At 74.3% G+C, this 20,493-nt stretch carries 18 protein-coding genes and 1 pseudogene; 7 read left to right on the top strand and 12 right to left on the bottom strand.

All coding sequences use genetic code 11. The features are described 5' to 3' along the window. Window positions 1–79: 79 nt before the first annotated feature. The gene (locus Sri02f_RS38745) at window positions 80–817 is read right to left on the bottom strand and encodes a GntR family transcriptional regulator (protein ID WP_174855794.1); all 738 of its coding nucleotides are present in this window, start codon (window positions 815–817) and stop codon (window positions 80–82) included. 129 nt (window positions 818–946) lie between these two features. Here Sri02f_RS38745 and Sri02f_RS38740 point away from each other — a divergent pair, with 129 nt between their 5' ends. Continuing rightward, a complete protein-coding gene (locus Sri02f_RS38740; protein ID WP_109005992.1) occupies window positions 947–1,963 on the top strand; it encodes a Gfo/Idh/MocA family protein in 1,017 nt (338 codons plus the stop codon). A gap of 517 nt (window positions 1,964–2,480) precedes the next feature. Here the strand turns inward: Sri02f_RS38740 and Sri02f_RS38735 are convergent. From Sri02f_RS38735 to Sri02f_RS38725, 3 genes are all read right to left on the bottom strand, one after another. Then, window positions 2,481–3,188 carry a response regulator gene (locus Sri02f_RS38735; protein ID WP_109005991.1) on the bottom strand — a complete coding sequence of 236 codons (708 nt, stop codon included), beginning with the start codon at window positions 3,186–3,188 and terminating at the stop codon, window positions 2,481–2,483. 76 nt (window positions 3,189–3,264) lie between these two features. Continuing rightward, window positions 3,265–4,518, bottom strand: coding sequence for a sensor histidine kinase (locus tag Sri02f_RS38730; protein WP_109005990.1), 1,254 nt, complete (start codon window positions 4,516–4,518; stop codon window positions 3,265–3,267). Window positions 4,519–4,714: 196 nt separating this feature from the next. Then, entirely contained in the window at window positions 4,715–5,467 is a 753-nt protein-coding gene (locus Sri02f_RS38725; protein WP_109005989.1) for a MerR family DNA-binding transcriptional regulator, read from the bottom strand. 58 nt (window positions 5,468–5,525) lie between these two features. Here Sri02f_RS38725 and Sri02f_RS38720 point away from each other — a divergent pair, with 58 nt between their 5' ends. Continuing rightward, window positions 5,526–6,791, top strand: a complete 1,266-nt coding sequence (locus Sri02f_RS38720) for an erythromycin esterase family protein (protein ID WP_245970990.1) — start codon at window positions 5,526–5,528, stop codon at window positions 6,789–6,791. Window positions 6,792–6,836: 45 nt separating this feature from the next. Here Sri02f_RS38720 and Sri02f_RS38715 read toward each other — a convergent pair whose 3' ends face one another. Together Sri02f_RS38715 and Sri02f_RS38710 are read right to left on the bottom strand one after the other, a co-directional pair. Then, on the bottom strand, window positions 6,837–7,034 hold the full coding sequence (locus tag Sri02f_RS38715; protein ID WP_159106859.1) for a hypothetical protein: 198 nt from the start codon (window positions 7,032–7,034) through the stop codon (window positions 6,837–6,839). 156 nt (window positions 7,035–7,190) lie between these two features. Continuing rightward, the gene (locus tag Sri02f_RS38710) at window positions 7,191–8,015 is read right to left on the bottom strand and encodes an AIM24 family protein (RefSeq protein ID WP_109005986.1); all 825 of its coding nucleotides are present in this window, start codon (window positions 8,013–8,015) and stop codon (window positions 7,191–7,193) included. Window positions 8,016–8,136: 121 nt separating this feature from the next. Between Sri02f_RS38710 and Sri02f_RS38705 the strand changes: the two are divergent. Continuing rightward, a pseudogene (locus tag Sri02f_RS38705) lies at window positions 8,137–8,900 on the top strand (SDR family oxidoreductase). Between the two features lie 212 nt (window positions 8,901–9,112). Here the strand turns inward: Sri02f_RS38705 and alc are convergent. Further along, window positions 9,113–10,228: an allantoicase gene (alc, locus tag Sri02f_RS38700; RefSeq protein WP_109006017.1), complete on the bottom strand. Its 1,116-nt coding sequence runs from the start codon at window positions 10,226–10,228 to the stop codon at window positions 9,113–9,115. A gap of 69 nt (window positions 10,229–10,297) precedes the next feature. After that, a complete protein-coding gene (gene allB, locus Sri02f_RS38695; protein WP_109006016.1) occupies window positions 10,298–11,635 on the bottom strand; it encodes an allantoinase AllB in 1,338 nt (445 codons plus the stop codon). 287 nt (window positions 11,636–11,922) lie between these two features. On the opposite strand from allB, the gene Sri02f_RS38690 reads away from it, so the two are divergent. Further along, complete coding sequence (locus Sri02f_RS38690; protein ID WP_109005985.1) at window positions 11,923–12,729, top strand: IclR family transcriptional regulator; 807 nt, start codon at window positions 11,923–11,925, stop codon at window positions 12,727–12,729. 150 nt (window positions 12,730–12,879) lie between these two features. On the opposite strand, the gene Sri02f_RS38685 is transcribed toward Sri02f_RS38690, so the two are convergent. Continuing rightward, the gene (locus Sri02f_RS38685; protein WP_109005984.1) at window positions 12,880–13,194 is read right to left on the bottom strand and encodes a DUF5955 family protein; all 315 of its coding nucleotides are present in this window, start codon (window positions 13,192–13,194) and stop codon (window positions 12,880–12,882) included. A gap of 191 nt (window positions 13,195–13,385) precedes the next feature. Between Sri02f_RS38685 and Sri02f_RS38680 the strand changes: the two genes are divergently transcribed. Together Sri02f_RS38680 and aceB are read left to right on the top strand one after the other, a co-directional pair. After that, a complete protein-coding gene (locus Sri02f_RS38680; RefSeq protein ID WP_109005983.1) occupies window positions 13,386–13,997 on the top strand; it encodes a nucleotidyltransferase family protein in 612 nt (203 codons plus the stop codon). 184 nt (window positions 13,998–14,181) lie between these two features. Further along, window positions 14,182–15,816, top strand: coding sequence for a malate synthase A (aceB, locus tag Sri02f_RS38675; RefSeq protein WP_109005982.1), 1,635 nt, complete (start codon window positions 14,182–14,184; stop codon window positions 15,814–15,816). 12 nt (window positions 15,817–15,828) lie between these two features. Here aceB and Sri02f_RS38670 read toward each other — a convergent pair whose 3' ends face one another. From Sri02f_RS38670 to Sri02f_RS38660, 3 genes are all read right to left on the bottom strand, one after another. After that, window positions 15,829–16,113 (bottom strand): Rdx family protein, encoded by a 285-nt coding sequence (locus Sri02f_RS38670; protein WP_109005981.1) that lies wholly within the window; start codon window positions 16,111–16,113, stop codon window positions 15,829–15,831. Further along, a complete protein-coding gene (locus Sri02f_RS38665; protein WP_109005980.1) occupies window positions 16,110–17,024 on the bottom strand; it encodes a HipA family kinase in 915 nt (304 codons plus the stop codon). Before Sri02f_RS38665 ends, Sri02f_RS38670 begins: the two co-directional genes overlap by 4 nt. 180 nt (window positions 17,025–17,204) lie before the next feature. Further along, window positions 17,205–18,788 (bottom strand): IucA/IucC family protein, encoded by a 1,584-nt coding sequence (locus Sri02f_RS38660; RefSeq protein WP_174855792.1) that lies wholly within the window; start codon window positions 18,786–18,788, stop codon window positions 17,205–17,207. A 102-nt stretch (window positions 18,789–18,890) separates the two neighbouring features. Between Sri02f_RS38660 and Sri02f_RS38655 the strand changes: the two genes are divergently transcribed. Beyond that, the gene (locus Sri02f_RS38655) at window positions 18,891–20,453 is read left to right on the top strand and encodes an IucA/IucC family protein (protein WP_109005979.1); all 1,563 of its coding nucleotides are present in this window, start codon (window positions 18,891–18,893) and stop codon (window positions 20,451–20,453) included. The last annotated feature ends 40 nt before the right edge of the window (window positions 20,454–20,493 follow it).

The following is a 20,493-nucleotide window of genomic DNA, read 5'->3' as shown; positions in this document are numbered from 1 at the left end:
ACCTTGTCCGGACATCCGGTCACATTGTCAGGACAAGAGGACTCAGACGGGGGAACCCGGGGGCCGCCGGAAGGGGTCCTCAGGGCCGCACGAGCAGCTGGAACTCGAAGGAGTAGCGGGTCGGCCGGTAGATGTGGTCGCCGAACTCGACCGCGCGGCCCGTGTCGTCGAAGGTCGTGCGCTGCATGGTCAGCAGCGGGGCGCCCTCGTCCTCGGCGAGCCGCTCGGCCTCGTCGGCTGTGGCGGCGCGCGCCCCGATCGACTGCCGGGCGCTGTGCAGGGTGATGCCGGCCGACCGCATCAGGCGGTACAGCCCCGTCGCCTGCAGCTGGCCGGTGTCCAGGTCGAGCAGCCCCGACGGCAGGTGGTTGCACAGGTAGGCCATCGGCTCGCCGTGCGCCAGCCTCAGCCGCTCCACCCGGTGGACGTCGCTGCCCTCGGCCACCGCGAGCGCGGCCGCGACCTCGGCGGACGCCTGCACCACGGTGTTGACCAGGACCGTCGTCGCGGGCCGCTGACCGGCCGCCTCCAGATCGTCGTAGAGGCTGCTCAGCTCCAGCGGCCGCTTGACCTGGCTGTGCACGACCTGCGTGCCGACGCCCCGGCGGCGCACCAGCAGTCCCTTGTCGACCAGCGACTGGATCGCCTGGCGGACGGTCGGCCGGGACAGGCCGAGCCGTGCCGCCAGCTCGATCTCGTTGCCCAGCAGGCTGCCCGGAGTGAGCGTTCCGTGCTCGATCGCGGCCTCCAGCTGCTGCGCCAGCTGGAAGTACAACGGCACCGGGGAGGTTCGGTCCACACGCAGTTCTAGCTGCACGGTCGGGTCCACTTCTGGTTTCGGCACGGCCCGAGCGTAGCTCCGGGACCGGTTGACGGGAAGTTGTGTAGTTCGGTTGTCCGGACATACGCATTGACAGGGCGCGGCCTGCGACGCCACTTTGGTCTCATGCGCATCGGGGTCATCGGGACGGGCCGCATAGGCACCATTCATGCGAACACACTCAGCCGTCACCGCGAGGTCGGATCCCTCATCCTGACGGACGCGAATCACGCGCGGGCTCAGGAGCTCGCGCTGCGTCTGGGCGAGACGGCCGCTCCCGGGGTCGACGAGATCTTCCGGTGGGGCGTGGACGCCGTGGTGATCACGACGGCGACCTCGGCCCACGCCGAACTGATCGGTCGGGCAGCACGCTCGGGCCTGCCGGTCTTCTGCGAGAAGCCGATCGCCCTCGACCTGGCGGGGACCTTACAGGCGATCGCCGAGGTCGAGTCCGCCGGAACGATCCTTCAGATGGGCTTCCAGCGCCGCTTCGACGCGGGGTACGCAGGCGCCCGGGAGGCGGTGCGCTCGGGCCGGCTCGGACGGCTGCACACGATCCGGGCGCTGACGTCCGACGAGTCGGCGCCGTCGGCCGCCTGGCTGCCGGTGTCCGGCGGGATCTACCGGGACGCGCTCATCCACGACTTCGACTGCCTGCGCTGGGTGACCGGGCGGGACGTGGTCGACGTCTACGCCGCCGGGTCCGACGCCGGGCCGGCGATGTTCCGCGAGGCTGGTGACGTGGACACGGCGGCCGTGCTGCTCACCCTCGACGACGGCGCGCTCGCCACAGCGACGGCGACACGGCTGAACGGCGCGGGCTACGACGTCCGGATGGAACTGGCCGGAGAGCTCGACCAGATCGTCGTGGGTCTGGACGACCGCACCCCGATCGCGTCCACCGAGCCCACGGGACCGCCGGCCGCGGACAAGCCGTGGTCGGGGTTCCTGGAACGCTTCGGGCCGGCGTACGAGGCGGAGCTGAACGCCTTCGTGGACGTCGTCAGGGGTACGCGCGCCAACCCCTGCGACGGTCGCGAGGCCTTGCACGCCCTGCGGATCGCGGAGGCGTGCGAGGTGTCCCGGCACGAGCGCAGGGCGGTCGCCCTCGCGGAGATCCCGGCGACGTCGACGGCGGGGTGAGCGAGCCCGCCTCGAAGACGGCCGATCGACCGGCACCGCTTCCGTTGCGCGACGGCCGCACCCCGCCGGTGACCCCGGCGCCCCGACGGCGCGGCGGCGCGGCGGCCAGTGCTCCGGCGGCGCGGCGACGCAAGTGGCGCGGCAGCCAGGGCTCCGGCGGCGCGGCGACGCGAGTGGCGCGGCGGCTCGCTGACCCCGCGACCCGGCAGCTCGGCGGCTCGGGGGTGCGGCGGCCGGTGACCCGCAGCCCGGCGACCTGACGGCGCGGGCGGCCCGGCAACCCGGCAGTGCGGCGGTCCGCGCTCGGCGTCCGGCGGCCGACGACCCGCAGCGCGGGTGGCCCCGGGAGCGCGGGGGCCCGGCAGCGCGGGGGCCCGGCAGCGCGGGCGGCCCGGCAGCGCGGCAGCTCGGCCGACCGGGAGGGGCGGCCGGCGGCTCGGCGTGAACGGGGGGCGCGCTCCGGCGTTCTCCGCGGCCCTCCCGGTGCCGGGGCTCGTACGAGGAGCGGCCGGTCCGCCTAGTGTCCGCCGCGCGTGCGCTCCTCGCCCGTCGGGCCGTTCGCCCCCTCGTCGAGGAGACCGGCGTCGTAGACCAACAGCGCGATCTGCACCCGGTTGTTGAGGTCGAGCTTGGCCAGCGCCCTGGAGACGTGCGCCTTCACGGTGGCGACGCTCATGAACAGCTCGGCGGCGATGTCCGCGTTGGACAGACCGCGGCCCACCGCGACGGCCACCTCCCGCTCGCGCTCGCCCAGGGCCGCGAGCCGCACGCGCGCGTGGGCGCCCCGGGTGTCGGCGGTCGTGCCCGCCGCGTGAGCCATGAGCTGCCGGGTGACCGCGGGCGACAGGACCGGGTCACCGGCCGCCACCCGCCGCACCGCGTCGAGGATCTCGGCGGGCGGGGTGTCCTTGAGGACGAACCCGGACGCGCCCGCGCGCAGTGCCCGCAGCACCTGTTCGTCGGCGTGGAAGGTGGTGAGCACCACGACCTGCGGGGCGTCCGGGGCGGCACGCAGTCGTTCCGTGGCGGTGATGCCGTCCACGGCCGGCATGCGGATGTCCATCAGCACGACGTCGGGGCGGGTGCGCCCCACGAGCTCCTCGACCTCGCCTCCGTCGGCGGCCTCGCCGACGATCTCGATGTCGTCGGCGCCCCCCATCATGAAGGCCAGACCGGCCCGCACGAGCGGGTCGTCGTCGACGAGGAGAAGCCGGATCGCAGTCATGGGGCTACGTAATCACGGTTGCGGCCCGCGAGTTGCCGTCCCCCTGGCCTGCAAGCACCGCGGTGGGCAAGGAAGTTCACCCCCACGGCAGCCAGGCGCGCACTTCGAACCCGCCGTCCCGGGACGGGCCGTGCGCCAGGCGTCCGCCGGCCAGCGTGGCCCGTTCGGTCAGGCCGATCAGTCCCTGCCCGGAGCCCGGGACGGGCGGCACGTCGCCTTCGGGGGCCGGGTTGCGCACGGTCACGACGAGGCCCTCGCCGGGACCGCCGGTCACGGTGACGGCGGCCTCCGCGCCGGGGGCGTGCTTGCGGGCGTTCGTGAGGCCCTCCTGGGCGATGCGGTAGGCGGTGCGGCCGACGGAGGCGGGGACGGCCCCGGCGTCGGCGACCCGCTGGTCGAGGGTGACCTTCATGCCGGCCTCGCGGGACTCGGCGACCAGCGCGTCCAGGGCGGCGAGCGTCGGCTGGGGGCGTCCCGTGTCGTCGGGTTCGCCGGCCCGCAGGACGCCGATGATCTCCCGCAGGTCCTGCAGGGCCTCGTGGGCGCTCTCGCGGATGACGCCGGCCGCCCGCGCGATCTCCTCGCGGGGCGCGTCGGGACGGAACTCCAGTGCGCCGGCGTGCACGCTGAGCAGGGTGAGCCGGTGGGCGAGCACGTCGTGCATCTCGCGAGCCATGGCCTCGCGGGCCAGCCGCTGTGCCCGCTCGGCGCGCAGCCGGGCCTCCGTCTCGGCGCGCCGGGCCCGGTCGCGCAGGCTCAGGAGCAACTGCCGCTTCGAGCGGACGAACATGCCCCAGCCGATGGCGGTGACGGTGAACAGCACGCTCCACGCCACCGACGGCACGTAGGCGAGCGTGGGGTCCGGGCGTGCCCAGGCGAGGAGCGGGATGAGGACGATCTCGGCGCCGCCGACCCAGGCGATGTACCGGAACGGCCGGTGCACCGCGAGGGTGAAGAGGGCGACCATGCACGCGCCGGACGAGGTCGTCGACAGGAAGCCGAGGGGGACCATCGTGACCGCCAGGGCCGACGGCCACCGGCGGCGCAGCCAGACGGCCGCGCAGGCGAGGACGCCCAGCGCCTCGTCCGCCACGGCGAAGGCGCCCGAGAGGTCGCGTTCCGCGGGGAACGAGTCCGCCACCGCCAGTCCGACCGCCACCGCCAGCAGGAAGCAGCAGGTGTCCACGGCCCAGTCGCGTGCGGTGCGCCGGTGCGGCCGCCCGGGGTGCTCGGCGTCCGGGTCCAGCCCGGCGACCAGGGCGGACGGCAGCAGCCACCGGCGTCCCGTGAACCAGGGCACCGCCTGTGCCGCTTCGTCGTCAGCCCTCATGGCCGACAAATCTACGCACCGCGCGATCACGTCACCTCCCTGTGGACGCGATCGCCTACCGAAGGGACGCGAGGAGCGACCGAAGTCGCAGGGGCGTCCTACTTCCGGCCCGAGCGGCCCGCCGGACCGCCGGACCGGAAGCAGGACGCCCCGAGCGGACCGCCGGGACCGGACGTGATGCCGGCGGGCGGGTTCCTCATCCGCGCTCGCGGAGGTACGCCTCCAGCTCGGCCGCCCCGGACAGCATCGCCCGGCCCCTGGCGGACACCCGGGCCCGCCAGCCGAGCAGGGCGGCCTCCAGCGGCTCCGTCCCGCCGGCCTCCCGCACCCGGACGATCAGCGGGGCGATCTGCTCGAGGAGGTAGCCGCCCCGCCTGAGCTGATGGGCCAGCCGGGCGTCCCGTGCGTCGGCCTCGTCGTAGACCCGGTAGCCGGTCCGTGCGTCGCGGCGCGGGCGCACCAGCCCTGCACGTTCCCAGGCGCGCAGCGTCGCGGGCCGGATTCCCAGCTCGGCCGCCAGCCGCCCGATGAACCTGCCGGCGGCCGCCGAGCCGTCGGCGGCCCCCGCGCGCTCGTCCGCCGCCTCGGCTCCGGCGCCCGGCTCCAGGCCGCGCAGGGCCCGCTCCACCGCCTCCAGGGTCCGCCGGTCGTCCAGGAGCTGGACGTGGCTGTCGTCGACGAGCCGCAGCGCCTCGTCGACGGCGCCGTCGTTGACCGCCCGCATGACGGCCGTCGCCGTCCGGTGACCATGACCAGGAACCAGGGCCACGAAAGCGCGCAGCGCTCCCGCGTGCAGCGAGGTGTAGGTGCGATAGCCGTGGGGCGTGCGCCCTGCGGCCGGGAGGATGCCGGCCTCCTCGTAGTTCCTGACGGCCTGCGTGGACAGACCGTGCGCGCGGGCCAGGTCGATCGGCCGCAGCCGCTCGCCGGTTTGAAGCTTTGATCCCATGGACCTGCCGAAATCGCGGGAAAGTTTCCACCGAAACTTCAACGATAGCGTTTTACGCATGGCCAATGACTCCGAGGACTCCACCGACTTCGCCGACTTCGCCGACTTCGCCGACATCCAGGAACTCGCCCGGCCCCTGGAGGCCGCCGCCGTCATGGGGCTGTTCCCGGCGCGGCCGCGGCTGCTCGCCCTCGGCGAGCCGACCCACGGCGAGGAGACGCTGCTCGACGTACGCAACGACGTCTTCCGCCGGCTCGTCGAGGAGGAGGGCTACCGGACGATCGCGGTCGAGAGCGACTGTCTGAAGGGCCTGGTCGTGGACGACTGGGTCACCTCGGGTGCCGGCTCGCCCGACGAGGTCATGGAGCGCGGATTCAGCCACCCCGACCTGGGGCTGGGCGCTTCTGCGGCCAACCGCGAGCTCGTGCGCTGGATGCGGGGGTACAACGACGGCCGGCCCGCGTCCGATCGGCTGCGCTTCGCCGGATTCGACGGACCGCTGGAGATCACCCACGCCGCGAGCCCCCGGCAGGCGCTGACCGCGCTCCACGGCTGGCTGGCGGCTCGGGTGGACGCGGACCTGCTGCCCTGCGGGGCGCATGAGCTCGACGGTCTGCTGGGCGCCGACGAGCGGTGGACCGACCCCGCGGCGATGACGGACCCGTCCCGGTCGACAGGGGCGTCGGCCGAGGCCGGCCGGCTGCGGCTGCTCGCCGACGACCTGACCGCCCTGCTCGACACGCAGTCGCCCCACCTGATCACGGCGACCTCGCGGGACGAATGGGACCGGGCGCGCCTGTACGGGCGCACCGCGACCGGGCTGCTGCGCTACCACCACGCCATGGCCGACGCCTCACCCGCCCGCATGGCCCGGCTGTGCGCGCTGCGCGACGCGATGATGGCCGACAACCTCCTCGCCCTCGCCGCCCGGGGTCCGGTCCTCGTCCACGCCCACAACGCCCACCTCCAGCGGGAGAAGAGCACGATGCGGATGTGGCAGGGGCCGGTGGAGTGGTGGAGTGCCGGCGCGCTGGTGAGCGCCCGGCTCGGCGAGGAGTACGCCGTCCTGACGACCGCCGTCGGCACGATCCGGGGTCGCGGAGTGGACGCCCCGCCCCCGGACACCGTCGAAGGCCGCCTGTACGCGCTGGAGCGGGACCGCTGTGTGGTCGACGCCTCCCGGCTGGCCGCCTCGCTCGGCGACCCGCCGCCCGCCGCCCGCGTCTCCCCCTGGTTCGGCTACGCCCCCCTCGACCCGGCCCACCTCGACGCGCACGACGGGATCGTGTTCGTCAGGGACCTCTCGCACGGCCGGCGAGGCTAGGACCTGTCGTGTCTGGAGCGCGCCCGGACCGGCACGGCGCACGGCTCAGCGACGGCGCCTCGGAGACAGCGCGCTGAGCGTCGCGCACACCAGCGCCCCGAACAACAACCAGGCCCAGGGCACCCCGTCCGGCCGGTGTGAGACCGCCGCGTAGGCGAAGGCGCCCAGGCCGCCGCCCACCAGGAAGAACACGAACCCGCGCAGGGCGAACCACCATCGGGGACGGACCGTCTCTGAAGTCACGCCCGGCATCATCCCCCTCGGAGGACACCGCGAACCCGCGCTGTCCGGCCCAGTCCGCCGTCCCGTCCGTCGTCCTGTCCGTCGGAACGCCGTCCGACGTCCTCGCCGGCGTACGGGAAGCTCCGGTCGCCGTGCCCGAAGCCGCAGCTCATCGGGTCAGCCCGCGTCGGTGGAGAACAGTCCGCCCGTCGGCCCCTGTTTGTCGCCGCCCTGGGCCTTCTTCAGCGCGTTGGCGAGACTCTCGATGGTGAGGGACTGCAGGATGACGCGGCCGCTGCCCTCCAGCGTCGCCAGCGACAGGCCCTCGCCGCCGAACACCGCGTTCATGATCCCCTGACGGTTGAGACCGCCGACGCGCTGGACGCCGTACCGGATGCCTTCCTCGAAGGCGACCACGCAGCCGGTGTCGACCTCGATGCGGCCGCCGAAGTCGGAGGGGTCCAGGTCGATGAAGTTGCCGGCGCCGGCGATGATCACCGTGCCGCGGCCGGTGAACTTCTCCAGGACGAAGCCCTCGCCGCCCTTCATGCCGGTGCGGCCGCCCTGGAAGGCGATGCCGAAGTCGACGGTGGACTCGGCGGCCACGAACGCGTCCTTCTCGGCGAACCACGCGCGTGTGCCGTCCAGCTCCAGCGCCCGCATCTCGCCGGGGAGCACGCCCGCGAAGCCGACCGTGCCCTCGCCGCCCTGGGCGGTGAAGTACTGGAACGCCAGCGACTCGCCGGCCAGGGCGCGCTGGCCGACCTGCATGGCGGTGCCCATCGCCTGGCGCAGCATGCCGCCCATGCCGCCGCTCCCGGTGCCCCCGCCCTGCGGCCGCTGACCGCCGCCGCCCGACGGGCCGCCCAGACGGGTCTCCATGGTCACGTTGACCGTCTTGAACAGGAACTTTCCGGCCTCGCAGTACACGGTCTGGCCGGGCTGCAGGCTGACGACCGCCATCTGCATGGCGTTGCCGACGATCTCTTGCTGAAGGGTCACAGAGGAAGAACGCGGGAGGCGGAGAAAAGAGTTCCGCACCCCGCGCGAACTCGACGTCCGTTCACCGCCGGTGCCCCGGGGCTCCGGGCGCTGGGATGGACCCATGACGAAGAACGGATCCATGGAGACCACCGGCGCCGCGAACGCGGCCCACGGCACGCTGCACGGCAAGGCCGCCCTGGTGACCGGCGGCAGCCGGGGCATCGGAGCGGCGACGGCCCTGCGGCTCGCCCGGGAGGCGCGGACGTGGCGGTGACGTACGTGAACGGCGCGGAGGCGGCCGAGGAGGTCGTACGGGCCGTGCGGGCCCTGGGGCGGCGGGCGCAGGCGCTGCGCGCGGACGCGGGGGACCCGGCCGGGGCCGCCGGGGCGGTGGAGCGCGCGGCACGGGCGCTGGGCGGCCTCGACGTGCTGGTGAACAACGCGGGCATCGGCGTCCTCGGCCCGCTGGAGCAGTTCGCCCCGGCCGACGTCGACCGGGTGCTGGCCGTGAACGTGCGCGGTGTGTTCCTGGCCTCGCAGGCGGCCGCAGCGCGGATGACCGCGGGCGGCCGGATCATCACCGTCGGCACCTGTATGACCCAGCGGGTGCCCGGTCCGGGCGGCGCCCTCTACGCGATGAGCAAGGCGGCCCTGATCGGGTTGACCAAGGCCCTCGCCAGGGAGCTGGGACCGCGCGGCATCACCGCGAACCTGGTCCACCCCGGCCCGATCGACACGGACATGAACCCGGCGACCGGCCCCTACGCGGCCGGCCAGGCGTCGATGACCGCACTCGGCCGCTTCGGGACGGCCGAGGAGGTGGCGGCGACCGTCGCCCACCTGGCGACCGCCGCCTACGTCACCGGAGCCGAGTTCGCCGTGGACGGCGGCCACGCGGCGTGAGAGCCGGGTGGCCGCCGCCCCGAGGTCGGCCCGGGCTGCCGGGCCGCATCCGACGTCGAGGAGCCCGGGTCGACGGGCCCGGAGGGGCGGCCCGTCGCGGGTCTCGGCCGTGGGCGGCGCAGGGGCCGACCGGGCGGCGCAGGGGACCGCCGTCGGGTTCGCTCGTGAACGTCCCGGGCCCCGGCGGGCGTGCGGGGGTGGCGGAGGCCTGTTCAGCCACCCAGTTCCTGGTGGCGGGCGGTCAGGGCCGCCGTGCCCGCCTCGGTGAGGGAGCCGAACAGGCGCAGCCGGGAGATGCCGCCGTCGGGGTAGATGTCCAGGCGCGCGTGGGTGCCGACGGCGGGGGACGGCAGGACGAAGCGGTGGTTGGTGTCGGGCTGCAGGCGGGTGCGCGGGAGGATCTGCGTCCACTCGCCGTCCTCGCCGTCCCGGACCGAGACCGAGGCCCAGCCGGCGCTGTTGCCCTTGAGGTACGCCGTGTCGATCTCGAGTGCGCGGATCTGCGCCTGGGCCGTCAGGCGGTAGCGGATCCAGTCGTTGCCCTGGTCGCGCCGGCGACGGGTCTCCCAGCCGTCGTCCATCTTCTGGGAGCGGCCCGGCTGGATGGTGTTCGAGGCGGGCGAGTAGAAGAGGTTGGACGCGTCCTCCGCGCGGCCCCCGTTCTCCAGGGCGACGACGTCGAAGGCGCCGAGGACCGCCAGCCACCCGGGGTCGGGGACGATCTCGCCGTGCACGCGCAGCCGGGCGATGCCGCCGTCGGGATGCTGGTTGACCCGCAGGTGCGTGAAGCACTGCTCCACCGTCACCGGGAACCCGTTCGCCGCGTGGCCGCCGACGGGCGTGCGCGGGACGAGCGTCGTCCACTTCACGTCGTCGCCGAGGAGGTCCCGCGGGGACGGTGAGCCGGGCAGCCGGGCGCCCTCGACCGACACCGCCTGCGGGTAGTTGCCGCGGAAGTGGGCCGTGTCGACGACGATGCCCCGGATCACCCCGGGCGCACCGAGGCGGACGAGCGCCCAGTCGTGGTCCTCGGGGGCGGGCCACGGATGGTCGGCGCCGACGCCGCGCCTGCGGCGCGTCTCCCAGCCGTCCATGACCTTGCCCTTGTGCCCGAAGTGCTCCGGGTCGAACACGGCGGGGCCGGGCAGCAGCAGGTTCTCCCGCTGGGCGAAGAACTCGTCGTTGGCGGCGACGACCGCGGCGCCGAGCCGCCGGTCGGCGAGGTCGGTGTGGCGGGCGAAGGGGAAGTCGGCGGTGCGGTAGTCCGCGTACGGGTCGCCGCCGCCGTAGGGGTTCGCGTCGCCGGTGAAGCTCTGTATCGCCGTCACGGTGATCAGGTCTGCCTTTCGGAGGTCGGCCGGTGCGGGCACGGGTGGGGGACGTCGCGGTGGGCGGCGTCAGCGGGTGCGGGTGAGGAGGCGGCCCTTCGGTGCGGTGAACTCGCCGTCGGCGACGATGCGTTCGCCGCGCAGCCAGGTGGACTTGACGACGCCGTAGAGGGTCCGGCCGGCGTACGCCGTGACCGGGTTGCGGTGCTGGAGGGCGGCCGGGTCGACGGTGAAGGACTCGTCGGGGGCGAGGACGGCGAAGTCGGCGTCGCGGCCCGCCTCGATCCCGCCCTTGCGGGAGAGTCCGGCCAGGGCGGCGGTGCGGGCGGACATCCAGCGCACGACGTCGTCCAGGCCGTGGCCGCGCCTGCGCGCCTCGGTCCACACGGCCGCCAGGCTGAGCTGCAGGCCGGAGATGCCGCCCCACGCCGTCGCGAAGTCGGCCGTCTTCAGGTCGGCCGTGGACGGGGAGTGGTCGGTGACCACGCAGTCGATCGTGCCGTCGGCGAGGGCCTGCCAGAGCAGGTCCTGGTTGGCGGCCTCGCGGATGGGCGGGCAGCACTTGAACTCGCTGGCGCCGTCGGGGACTTCCTCGGCCGTGAGGGTGAGGTAGTGCGGGCAGGTCTCGACGGTGATGCGCACGCCGTCGGCCTTGGCGGCGGCGATCAGCGGCAGCGCGTCGGCGGAGGAGAGGTGCAGCACGTGCACGCGCGCGTTCAGCCGCCGGGCCTGGGCGATGAGCTGGGCGATGGCGGTGTCCTCGGCGTCGCGCGGGCGGCTGGCCAGGAAGTCCGCGTACCGGGGGCCGGCCTGCTGCGGGGCGGCGGCGAGGTGGTGCGGGTCCTCGGCGTGCACGATCAGCAGCCCGTCGAACCCGGCGATCTCGGCGAGGGACCGGGCGAGAGCGTCCTGGTCGAGGTGCGGGAACTCGTCCACGCCCGACGGGGAGAGGAACGCCTTGAAGCCGAAGACGCCGCTGTCGTGCAGCGGCCGCAGGTCCTTGACGTTGTCGGGCAGCGCGCCGCCCCAGAAGCCGACGTCGATGTGCGCCTTGTCGGCCGCGACCCGCTGCTTGACGCGGAGGTGGTCGACCGTCGTGGTCGGCGGGAGCGAGTTGAGGGGCATGTCGACGAGGGTGGTGACGCCGCCCGCCGCCGCCGCGCGGGTGGCGGTCCAGAAGCCCTCCCAGTGGGTGCGGCCGGGGTCGTTGACGTGCACGTGGGTGTCGACCAGGCCGGGCAGCAGGACGTCGTCGCCGAAGTCCGCCACGCGGGCGCCCCGGGGAACGGGGGCGTCGTGGGGCAGAACGGCCGTGATCGTGCCGCCGGCGACCGCCACCGCGGCGGGACGCGTCCCCTCGGGGGTGACGACGCGCGTCGAGCGCAGCACCAGTTCAGCCGCGGACACCTCGGGCGCCTCAGGCACCTCGGACACCTCGGACACCGGGACCCCTCTCTGCCGCCGTCGACTTCCACTGCACGGAATTCAACGTTCTGTTGAAGGAGTCTTCACTCCCGCCCGCACGCCGTCAAGGGCACACTCCTCCACAGTGCACCCCGCGCCGCCGCTCTGGATGTTTCCACAAGACGGAATTACTATTCCGACAGGCAGAAGGTAGCCACGCACCAGCGGGGAGTCAACCGACCCCCCGGTAGGCTTCAGCTCTTCCCGCCGGTTTCGAAAGGAACGCGCCCGTGCCGACGTCCAGCGCCAGCACCACCGACTCCGCCAAGTCCGCCGGCGGAGGCGTCCAGTCCCTCGAGCGGGCCTTCGATCTGCTGGAGCGGATGGCGGACGCGGGCGGCGAGGTCGGCCTGAGCGAGCTGTCCGCGACCAGCGGCCTCCCGCTGCCCACCATCCACCGTCTGATGCGCACCCTGGTGGCCTGCGGTTACGTCCGCCAGCAGACGAACCGCCGCTACGCGCTGGGCCCGAGGCTGATCCGGCTCGGCGAGTCCGCGTCCCGGCTGCTGGGCACCTGGGCCCGCCCCTACCTGGCCCGCCTCGTCGAGGAGACCGGCGAGACCGCGAACATGGCGCTGCTCGACGGCGACGAGATCGTGTACGTGGCGCAGGTGCCGTCCAAGCACTCGATGCGGATGTTCACCGAGGTCGGCCGGCGCGTCCTGCCGCACTCCACCGGCGTCGGCAAGGCCCTCCTCGCGGGCTTCCCGGACCACGAGGTACGCGCCCTGCTCGCCCGCACCGGCATGCCCGCCGCGACGGAGAAGACCATCACCACCCCCGACGGCTTCCTCGCCGCGCTCGCGGACGTGCGGCAGGCCGGATACGCGGTCGACGACAACGAGCAGGAGATCGGCGTCCGCTGCCTGGCGGTGTCCGTGCCGGACTCCCCCACGGCGGCGGCGGTCTCCATCTCCGGGCCGGCGGGCCGCGTCACGGAGTCGGCCACGGAGAGGATCGTGCCGGTGCTGCAGCAGGTGGCGGTGGAACTGTCCCAGGCCCTCGCCAACCAGGGGACGGGGACGCCGAACCCGTAGGACGCGCAGGACGTGCAGCACCCCCGAAGGCATGGAGCCCAGAAGGCGCGGAACCCGTGAACGCGCGGACCCCGCCGGGTTCCTGACGGTCCGTCCGAGCGGCCTCCGGGCGAGCACGGTTCAGCGCCGGGCGTTTCAACGCCGGGCGTTTCAGCGCCGGGGCGGTTCCCCGAACAGCTCCACCGCGCCACGCACGTCCGACAGACCCCTGGCCAGCGCGCTCACCGAGCCGATGGCGCCCGCGATCACCAGCAGGGAGCGCCGTAGGCGAGGGACCTCCGGGACGCCGTGGGCCGCCATCGCGGCAAGGGCGGCGAGTTCGTCCTCGGCGATGACCCGGTCGGGGAACTCGGCCGGGTGCGCGGCGAGTTCACGGCGCAGCCGGGACACCGCGGCCCGCAGTTCCGCCACCCTCTGATCCTCGTCGCCGCCGGTCACCGTCCTGTGTCCCAAGCTCCGCAACACCGCTCTCCCCCCTCACGCGCACGCGCGCGTGGACGCCCGCCTCGTCCCGCCCCGCGCCCCCGTGACGGCCGTCGGCGCCGGACGACGCGCGGGTCAGTAAACGCCACCCGACGCCGGGTGCGCCACAGCGCGTACGGAAATTCAGCCCTGGGAGGCCGCGCGGCCGACGTCCCGTCAGGTATGCAGGACGCATGACGGACGAGGAAGCGCGGGGCGGGGACCAGGTCGTCGGGCTGCTGCTCGCCGCGGGCGGCGGCCGACGCCTCGGCGGGCGGCCCAAGGCCCTGCTCGCGCACCGGGGACGGCCACTGGTGGAGCACGCGGTGGGGGTGCTGCGCGCCGCGGGATGCGCACGCGTGCACGTGGTGCTGGGCGCGGCCGCCGACGCCGTACAGGAGCGGGCGCGGCTCGCCGGGTGCGTGATCGTGAGGAACCCGGAGTGGGAGTCGGGCATGGGCACGTCGCTGCGGGCCGGGCTCGGTTCGCTCGCCGGGACGGGGGCGCGGGCCGCGCTGGTCTGTCTCGTCGACCAGCCCGGCATCGGGCCCGAGGCGGTGGCCCGGGTGCTCGCCGCCGGCGGGGACGCGTCCTCGCTGGTCTCGGCCGTGTACGACGGCGTGCGCGGCCATCCCGTCCTGCTGGGGGCGGACCACTGGGCGGGCGTGGCGGCGACTGCGACCGGCGACCGGGGGGCACGCGCCTACCTGAAGGAGCACGCGGAGGCGATCACGCTCGTCGAGTGCGGGGACGTCGCCCGGCCGTTCGACATCGACACGCCCGACGATCTCGTGCACCTCGAGTGAGGGCCCTGGCACTGAGCGCCACCCTGCCTCGACCCGGAGAATCTCGACATCAACAAACCATTGAACTTCCACGATGAGGAAACTAGTATCCACTGTTCAGAAGGATCCGGTCCCGTCCAGGACCCGGACCGCCCTCCCCGGTTCGACTGGCACCCGGTGCCAACGCTGAAGGAAGTGACCGCTCATGTCCGCACCAGCGCCGTCCCCGCTGGCCATCGTCGACGCCGAGCCCCTGCCGCGGCAGGAGGAGGTCCTCACCGAGACGGCGCTCGCCTTCGTGGCCGAGCTGCACCGGCGGTTCACCCCGCGCCGTGACGAGCTGCTGGCCCGGCGTGCGGTGCGGCGCGCCGAGATCGCCCGCACCTGCACACTCGACTTCCTCCCGGAGACCGCCGCGATCCGCGCGGACGACTCCTGGCGGGTGGCCCCGGCTCCCGCGGCCCTCGACGACCGCCGGGTCGAGATCACCGGCCCGACCGACCGCAAGATGACGATCAACGCCCTCAACTCGGGCGCCAGGGTCTGGCTCGCCGACTTCGAGGACGCCTCGGCGCCGACCTGGGAGAACGTCGTCGTCGGGCAGCTCAACCTGGCCGACGCGTTCACCCGCGACATCGACTTCACCGACCCGAAGTCCGGCAAGTCGTACGCCCTGAAGGACGACGGCGAGCTCGCCACGGTCGTCATGCGGCCGCGCGGCTGGCACCTGGCCGAACGGCATCTCGTCGACGCCGACGGAGTCGCGGTCCCCGGCGCCTTCGTCGACTTCGGCCTGTACTTCTTCCACAACGCCCGGCGTCTGCTCGACCTCGGCAAGGGACCGTACTTCTACCTCCCGAAGACCGAGTCGCACCTGGAGGCCCGCCTCTGGAACGACGTGTTCGTCTTCGCGCAGGACCACCTCGGCATCCCGCAGGGCACCGTCCGCGCCACCGTCCTCATCGAGACGATCACCGCCGCGTACGAGATGGAGGAGATCCTCTACGAACTGCGCGACCACGCCTCGGGGTTGAACGCCGGCCGCTGGGACTACCTGTTCTCCATCGTGAAGAACTTCCGTGACGGCGGGGCGAAGTTCGTCCTCCCGGACCGCAACGCGGTCACCATGACCGCCCCGTTCATGCGCGCGTACACCGAACTCCTCGTGCGCACCTGCCACAAGCGCGGCGCGCACGCGATCGGCGGCATGGCGGCCTTCATCCCCTCGCGCCGGGACGCCGAGGTCAACAAGGCCGCCTTCGAGAAGGTCCGCGCCGACAAGGACCGCGAGGCGGCCGACGGATTCGACGGCTCCTGGGTGGCCCACCCCGATCTGGTGCCGATCGCCATGGAGTCCTTCGACAAGGTCCTCGGCGACAAACCCCACCAGAAGGACCGGCTGCGCGAGGACGTCCGCGTCGAGGCGGCCGACCTGATCGCCGTCGACTCCCTGGACGCCCGGCCGACCTACGCGGGCCTGGTCAACGCCGTGCAGGTGGGCATCCGTTACATCGAGGCCTGGCTGCGCGGCCTGGGCGCGGTCGCCATCTTCGATCTCATGGAGGACGCGGCGACCGCCGAGATCTCCCGCTCGCAGATCTGGCAGTGGATCAACGCCGGCGTCGAGTTCGCGCACGAGGGAAGCACGGTGAAGGCCACGCCGGAGCTGGCCCGCGAGGTCGCGGCCCGGGAACTGGCCGCGATCCGCGAGGAGATCGGCGCGGAGGCCTTCGCGGCAGGCCACTGGCAGCAGGCCCACGACCTGCTGCTGACGGTCGCCCTCGACGAGGACTACGCGGACTTCCTCACCCTGCCGGCCTACGAGCAGCTCAGGGGCTGAGCCGCGCCGGCGTCAGGATCCAGGACGCTCCGAGTGGCCCAGGGACCTGCCCGGGGCCACTCGGTCGCGCACGGCCCGCTTCACGGCCGTGGGCTCCGGGAAGCCCTGCTCGCGGCGGTCCCAGACCACCTCGTCGCCCACGCGGACGACGAAGACGCCGCCCGTGCCCGGCCGCAGGGACAGCTCGCTCAGTTCGGACTCGAACGTCGTGAGCAGTTCCTGCGCCAGCCAGGCGGCGCGCGGCAGCCAGCGGCACTGGGTGCAGTACTCGATCTCGACGCGCTGCGTGTCGCTCATCCGAGGTGCACCGACCAATCCTGTTCCGCGGCCGGTCTGCCGTGCAGGTCGGGAACCCGCTTGAGCCAGTCCGGCCGGTCCCGCCGGGTCCTCGCCGCCCGGACGGCCTCCTCCGCGGCGAGCTCGTCCCGGGTGGGGAAGTCGGTGGGCAGCCAGGCCGCCGAGGCGCGCACGCGCGCGTGGAGGTGGTCGACGTACGCCTGGCGGACGTCGTCCGGGCTCGCGAACCCCTCCTCGCCGGCCAGCCAGTCGTCCGGGACGACCGCCGTGATCTCCCGCAGCAGCTCGCGCGTCACCCGGCCGGCCAGTTCCGCGTCGGCGGCCCGCACGTCGGGGGCGTACGAGCCGAGGGCGTGGTGCCGGAAGTCGTAGGACTTCTCGGGCGCGGTCGTGTCCCAGCGGTGGTGGAAGACGAGGGCCGCGCCGTGGTCGATCAGCCACAGACGCGTCGGCGCGGTCCCGAACGTGGGCCAGATCATCAGGTTCGAGCTGTGGACCGTGCGGTCCACGTTCACGGTGAGGGCGTCGAGCCAGACGATCCGGCCGGCCTCCAGCGGGTCCACGGGAAAGCCGCCGGCGACTTCCGGGGTGAAGTCCTTCGCGCCCGGCAGGAAGTCCATGCCGAGGTTGAGTCCCGCGCTCGCGCCGTGCAGGTCGCGCACCTCCTGGTGGGGCTCGGCCTCGGCGACGGCGGGGTCGAAGTGCACGAACACCAGCTCGGGGAACCTGAGGCCGAGGGCGCGGGCCAGCTCGCCCACGACGACCTCGGCGACCAGCGCCTTGCGGCCCTGCGCGGAACCGGTGAACTTCACGACGTAGGTGCCCAGGTCGTCGGCCTCGACGACCGCCGGCACGGACCCGCCCGAGCGCAGGGGCTCGACATAGCGGGTCGCCGTGACCGTCCTCAGCACGTCCGCGGGCCCTGTCGCATGTCAGCCTCACCTTCCACGGCCACCTCCGAGGTGCTGCGATCCGGACGGAGCCCTTCTGAGCCGCGTCCTGCGAGGACGGCGCGCCCCGTGCCTCCGGCCTCCGGCCTGAAGTGAACATAGTAGTCAAGCGCGTGGCCTGGTCGGCCGAGGCGGTCCGCGTCAGGGAGGGGCCAGCGGGCTGGGCAGCGGCAGGTAGCGGGCGTCGGCGCCGTCCGCGCCCGTCCACCGCAGCAGCAGGTTGGTCTTGCCGGGCAGGGTCGGCGAGGCCAGCAGCCCGGCGATCTCGGGGAGGTCGTGGCGGGCCAGCTCCCGGCGCACCGCGGGCCACGGGTCGAACCCGGGGCACCGCTCGGCCAGGGCCCCGGCGAGCTCCCACAGATGGTTCACGACCAGGCAGTACACCAGCCGCTCCCAGCCGGCCGCCCGCTCCACGTCCGGCAGCAGCTTGACGCCCTCGGCGTCCCGGAACAGCGCCTGCACGGGCATGCCGTCCGCGTCGACCGCGACCAGGGTGTTCTGCAGGTGGGCCTCCAGGACGACGCCGTGGTCGGCGAAGGCCGTGAGAGCGGGCGGCACGACCACGCGCAGATACGCCTCCCACCAGGCGGCCGGATCCTGGACGGCGTCGAGCGGACTGCCGTCGAAGCCCTCCACCAGGCCTGCCGCGAGCAGCGGGGTCGCGCCGGGCGTCAGACGGGCGTCCAGGCCGTCGCGGACCAGCACGGCGAGTTCCTCGAAGGCGAAGGCCGCGGTGCGGTAGCCGCGGTCGCTCAGCCAGGCCGCCGGGCCGTCGATCGCCTCGAAGGCACGGGCCGCGGCCGCGTCCGTCCGGCGCAGGCGCAGCAGGTCGTGGCGCCACAGCCGGCGGACGTCGTTGGTGATGCGCACGTCGAGGCTGAACTTCAGGCACAGGTCCCGCTCGGGCGCGTAGACGGTGCGCACGGCGGCCGTCGGCCAGGCCGCGAAGCCGGTCGTGCCGAGCCGGACCAGGCGGCCGTCGGCGAAGGCGGGCGCGAGCCGCCGCCCGGCCAGATCGAGCTGCCAGGGGTGGGCGGGCAGCAGCCGGTACCCGGGCGGGGCCGCGCCGAGGGCGTCCAGTGCCGAGACGTCCCCCTCCTCGACGACCGTGTCCTCGCGCAGGCCCAGCAGGACGAGCGGGAAGCGGGCGTGCGCCTCGGGGGCGTACGGCAGCCAGCCGGCGGCCGGTCCGCCGCCGCGGGCCTTGGGCGCGGGGTGGTGGGGATGGCCGGTGAGCAGCGACTGCTCGGAGCGCAGATAGCCGCCGCCCGGCGGGGTGGCCTCCGCGCGTGCCGCGAGCAGTGCGGCGACCACCTCCCTGCTGTCGGTCATCTCGGCGGGCAGTCCGGCGTTGGCCACACCGGTGCGCCGTTGCAGCGTCTCGGCGACCAGCTCGACCAGCTCGGCGTGGCTCAGGCGACGCCAGGCCCCCGCCGTGAGCAGCTCGGGCTCGGCGGGCCGGCGCCGCCCGCGTACCCGCAGCAGGCGGCCGCCGGGCAGCCGGTGCCGGAACCGGCCGTCGTCCGAGGGCGCCGGCGGCAGCGGTTCGGCGACCTCCCGCAGCAGACAGTTGAGCAGCGGCGCGGCCGCGAGGGCGTCGGCGCACTCGGCGACGCCGGCGGCACCCGCTGCCGCCCCGGCGCGCGACGCGGTCCCCACGGGCGGTTCGGCCTGGGCGGCCGGTGCGGCCTGGGCGGGCGGGGGGATGAGGTCCACGCGATCCACTGGTTCCCTGGTTCCCTACGGTTCTTCCGGGCGGAGAAGATCAGTATCGCTGTCGTCGCGCCCCCTGTCGTGACGCGTACCCGTATCCCCAGGAGCCCACCCGTGCATCGTCCCCCCACCGCCGAGGCCGAGCTGGCCGAGGAACTGGCCGTCGTGCGCCCCGCTCTCGGCCCGCGGTTCGCGGCCGCGCTGCCGGGGGCGCGGGCGGGCGTGCTGACCCGGCTGTGGCGGGGGCTCGCCCATGAGCCGCTGCCCTGGATCGACCGCCGCGAGGAGCCGGGCGGGGAGCCGGGCGGGGGGTCCGGCGCGCAGCGGCGGGGGGAGCTGACGCTCCGGCTGCGCGACGGCCGCCGTCTGCGCGGCCCGCGCTCGGACCCGTACGCGAGCGCCGACCAGGTGACGCGGGTGTGGCTGGACGGGACGGCGTACGACGACCCCGCCCGCCTGATGGCGGCGCTGGCCGTCCCGCACGGTGCGGACTTCGCCGCCGAGCTCGCCCACAGCGTCGCCTCGTCGGCGCTGTCCCGGGCCGGGCAGGACCCCCTCAGCGCCCCCTCGACCGATCCGAAGCAGTGGCCGGTGCGGGACTGGGAGTGGGAGCAGCGGGTCGTCGACGGCCATCCCTACCACCCCAACTGCCGTTCCCGGCCGGGCTTCTCGGTCGCCGAACAGCTGGCGTACGGGCCGGAGCACCGGCCGGCCGTGCGGCTGGGCCTGCTGCCCGTGCCGGCCGGCGAGTGCCTGGTGTCGGGCGAATGGCCCGAGCACCTGAGGGACGGGACACGGCTGATGATCCCGGTGCATCCGTGGCAGGCGGCGCACGTACTGAAGCGCTCCTGCGCGCAGGGCGTGACGGCGCATCCGCTGATGTCGCTGCGCACGCTCGCCCTGCCCGGCGGCCCGCACGTCAAGACGGCGCTGAGCACCCGGCTGACGTCGTCGGTGCGGGACATCTCCGTCGCCTCCGTCGCCGCCTCGGCGGCTCTGTCCGATTTCGCGCAGAGCCTGACGCCGCACACGGACGGCCTGCTGCACCTGACCCGCAGCCTGGGCGCGGCCACCGCCCACTCCCCCGACCTGGCGGCGGTGCTGCGCGAGACGCCGGACGTGTACGGGGCGCCGGGCGAGCACGTCGTGCCGGTAGCCGCCCTCGACGTGACGGGGCTGCCTCGGTCCCCGCTCTGGCTCGCGCAGTTCGCGCGGCTGGCGCTCGGCGTGGGACTGCGGCTGCTGGAGCTGGGCGTGGCGCTGGAGGCGCACGGTCAGAACCTGCTGGTCGTGCTGTCGGCGTCGGGGGCCCCGTTGCGGCTGGTCTACCGCGACCTGGCCGACATCCGCGTCAGTCCGGCCCGGCTGGCCCGGCACGGCGTCGGGCTGCCGGAGGGCCTGCCCGCCCGGATCCGCACGGACGACACGACGGCGCTGCGGCGCAAGCTGTTCGGCTCGCTGGTGGCCGGCGCGCTGGCCGGGGCGGCGGGCGGCCGCCCGGCCCTGCGGGCGGCCCTGGAGGCGGCGGTACGGGACCTCCCGCGCACCCCGGACCTGGCGGCCCTGTGCGAGGAGCCGCTGCCGGCGAAGGCGCTGACGCTGATGCGGTTGTCGCCGGGGACGCCCGGGGACCAGTGGACGCTGCTGCCCAACCCGCTGCGCGGGGAAGGAAACTGATCTCGTTTTGTGGCGGGGCGTGTCTGATCAATAGGATCCG

This window comes from Streptomyces rishiriensis (assembly GCF_003112535.1).
In the GTDB taxonomy this organism is placed as follows: domain Bacteria; phylum Actinomycetota; class Actinomycetes; order Streptomycetales; family Streptomycetaceae; genus Streptomyces; species Streptomyces rishiriensis.
This window is presented reverse-complemented; position numbering and strand designations above follow the sequence as displayed.

Coding starts and splice junctions, on each gene's coding strand:
- Sri02f_RS38740 (WP_109005992.1), top strand. CDS start 947: ATGCGCATCGGGGTCATCGGGACGGGCCGCATAGGCACCATTCATGCG.
- Sri02f_RS38735 (WP_109005991.1), bottom strand. CDS start 3,188: ATGACTGCGATCCGGCTTCTCCTCGTCGACGACGACCCGCTCGTGCGG.
- Sri02f_RS38730 (WP_109005990.1), bottom strand. CDS start 4,518: ATGAGGGCTGACGACGAAGCGGCACAGGCGGTGCCCTGGTTCACGGGA.
- Sri02f_RS38725 (WP_109005989.1), bottom strand. CDS start 5,467: ATGGGATCAAAGCTTCAAACCGGCGAGCGGCTGCGGCCGATCGACCTG.
- Sri02f_RS38720 (WP_245970990.1), top strand. CDS start 5,526: ATGGCCAATGACTCCGAGGACTCCACCGACTTCGCCGACTTCGCCGAC.
- Sri02f_RS38680 (WP_109005983.1), top strand. CDS start 13,386: ATGACGGACGAGGAAGCGCGGGGCGGGGACCAGGTCGTCGGGCTGCTG.
- aceB (WP_109005982.1), top strand. CDS start 14,182: ATGTCCGCACCAGCGCCGTCCCCGCTGGCCATCGTCGACGCCGAGCCC.
- Sri02f_RS38670 (WP_109005981.1), bottom strand. CDS start 16,113: ATGAGCGACACGCAGCGCGTCGAGATCGAGTACTGCACCCAGTGCCGC.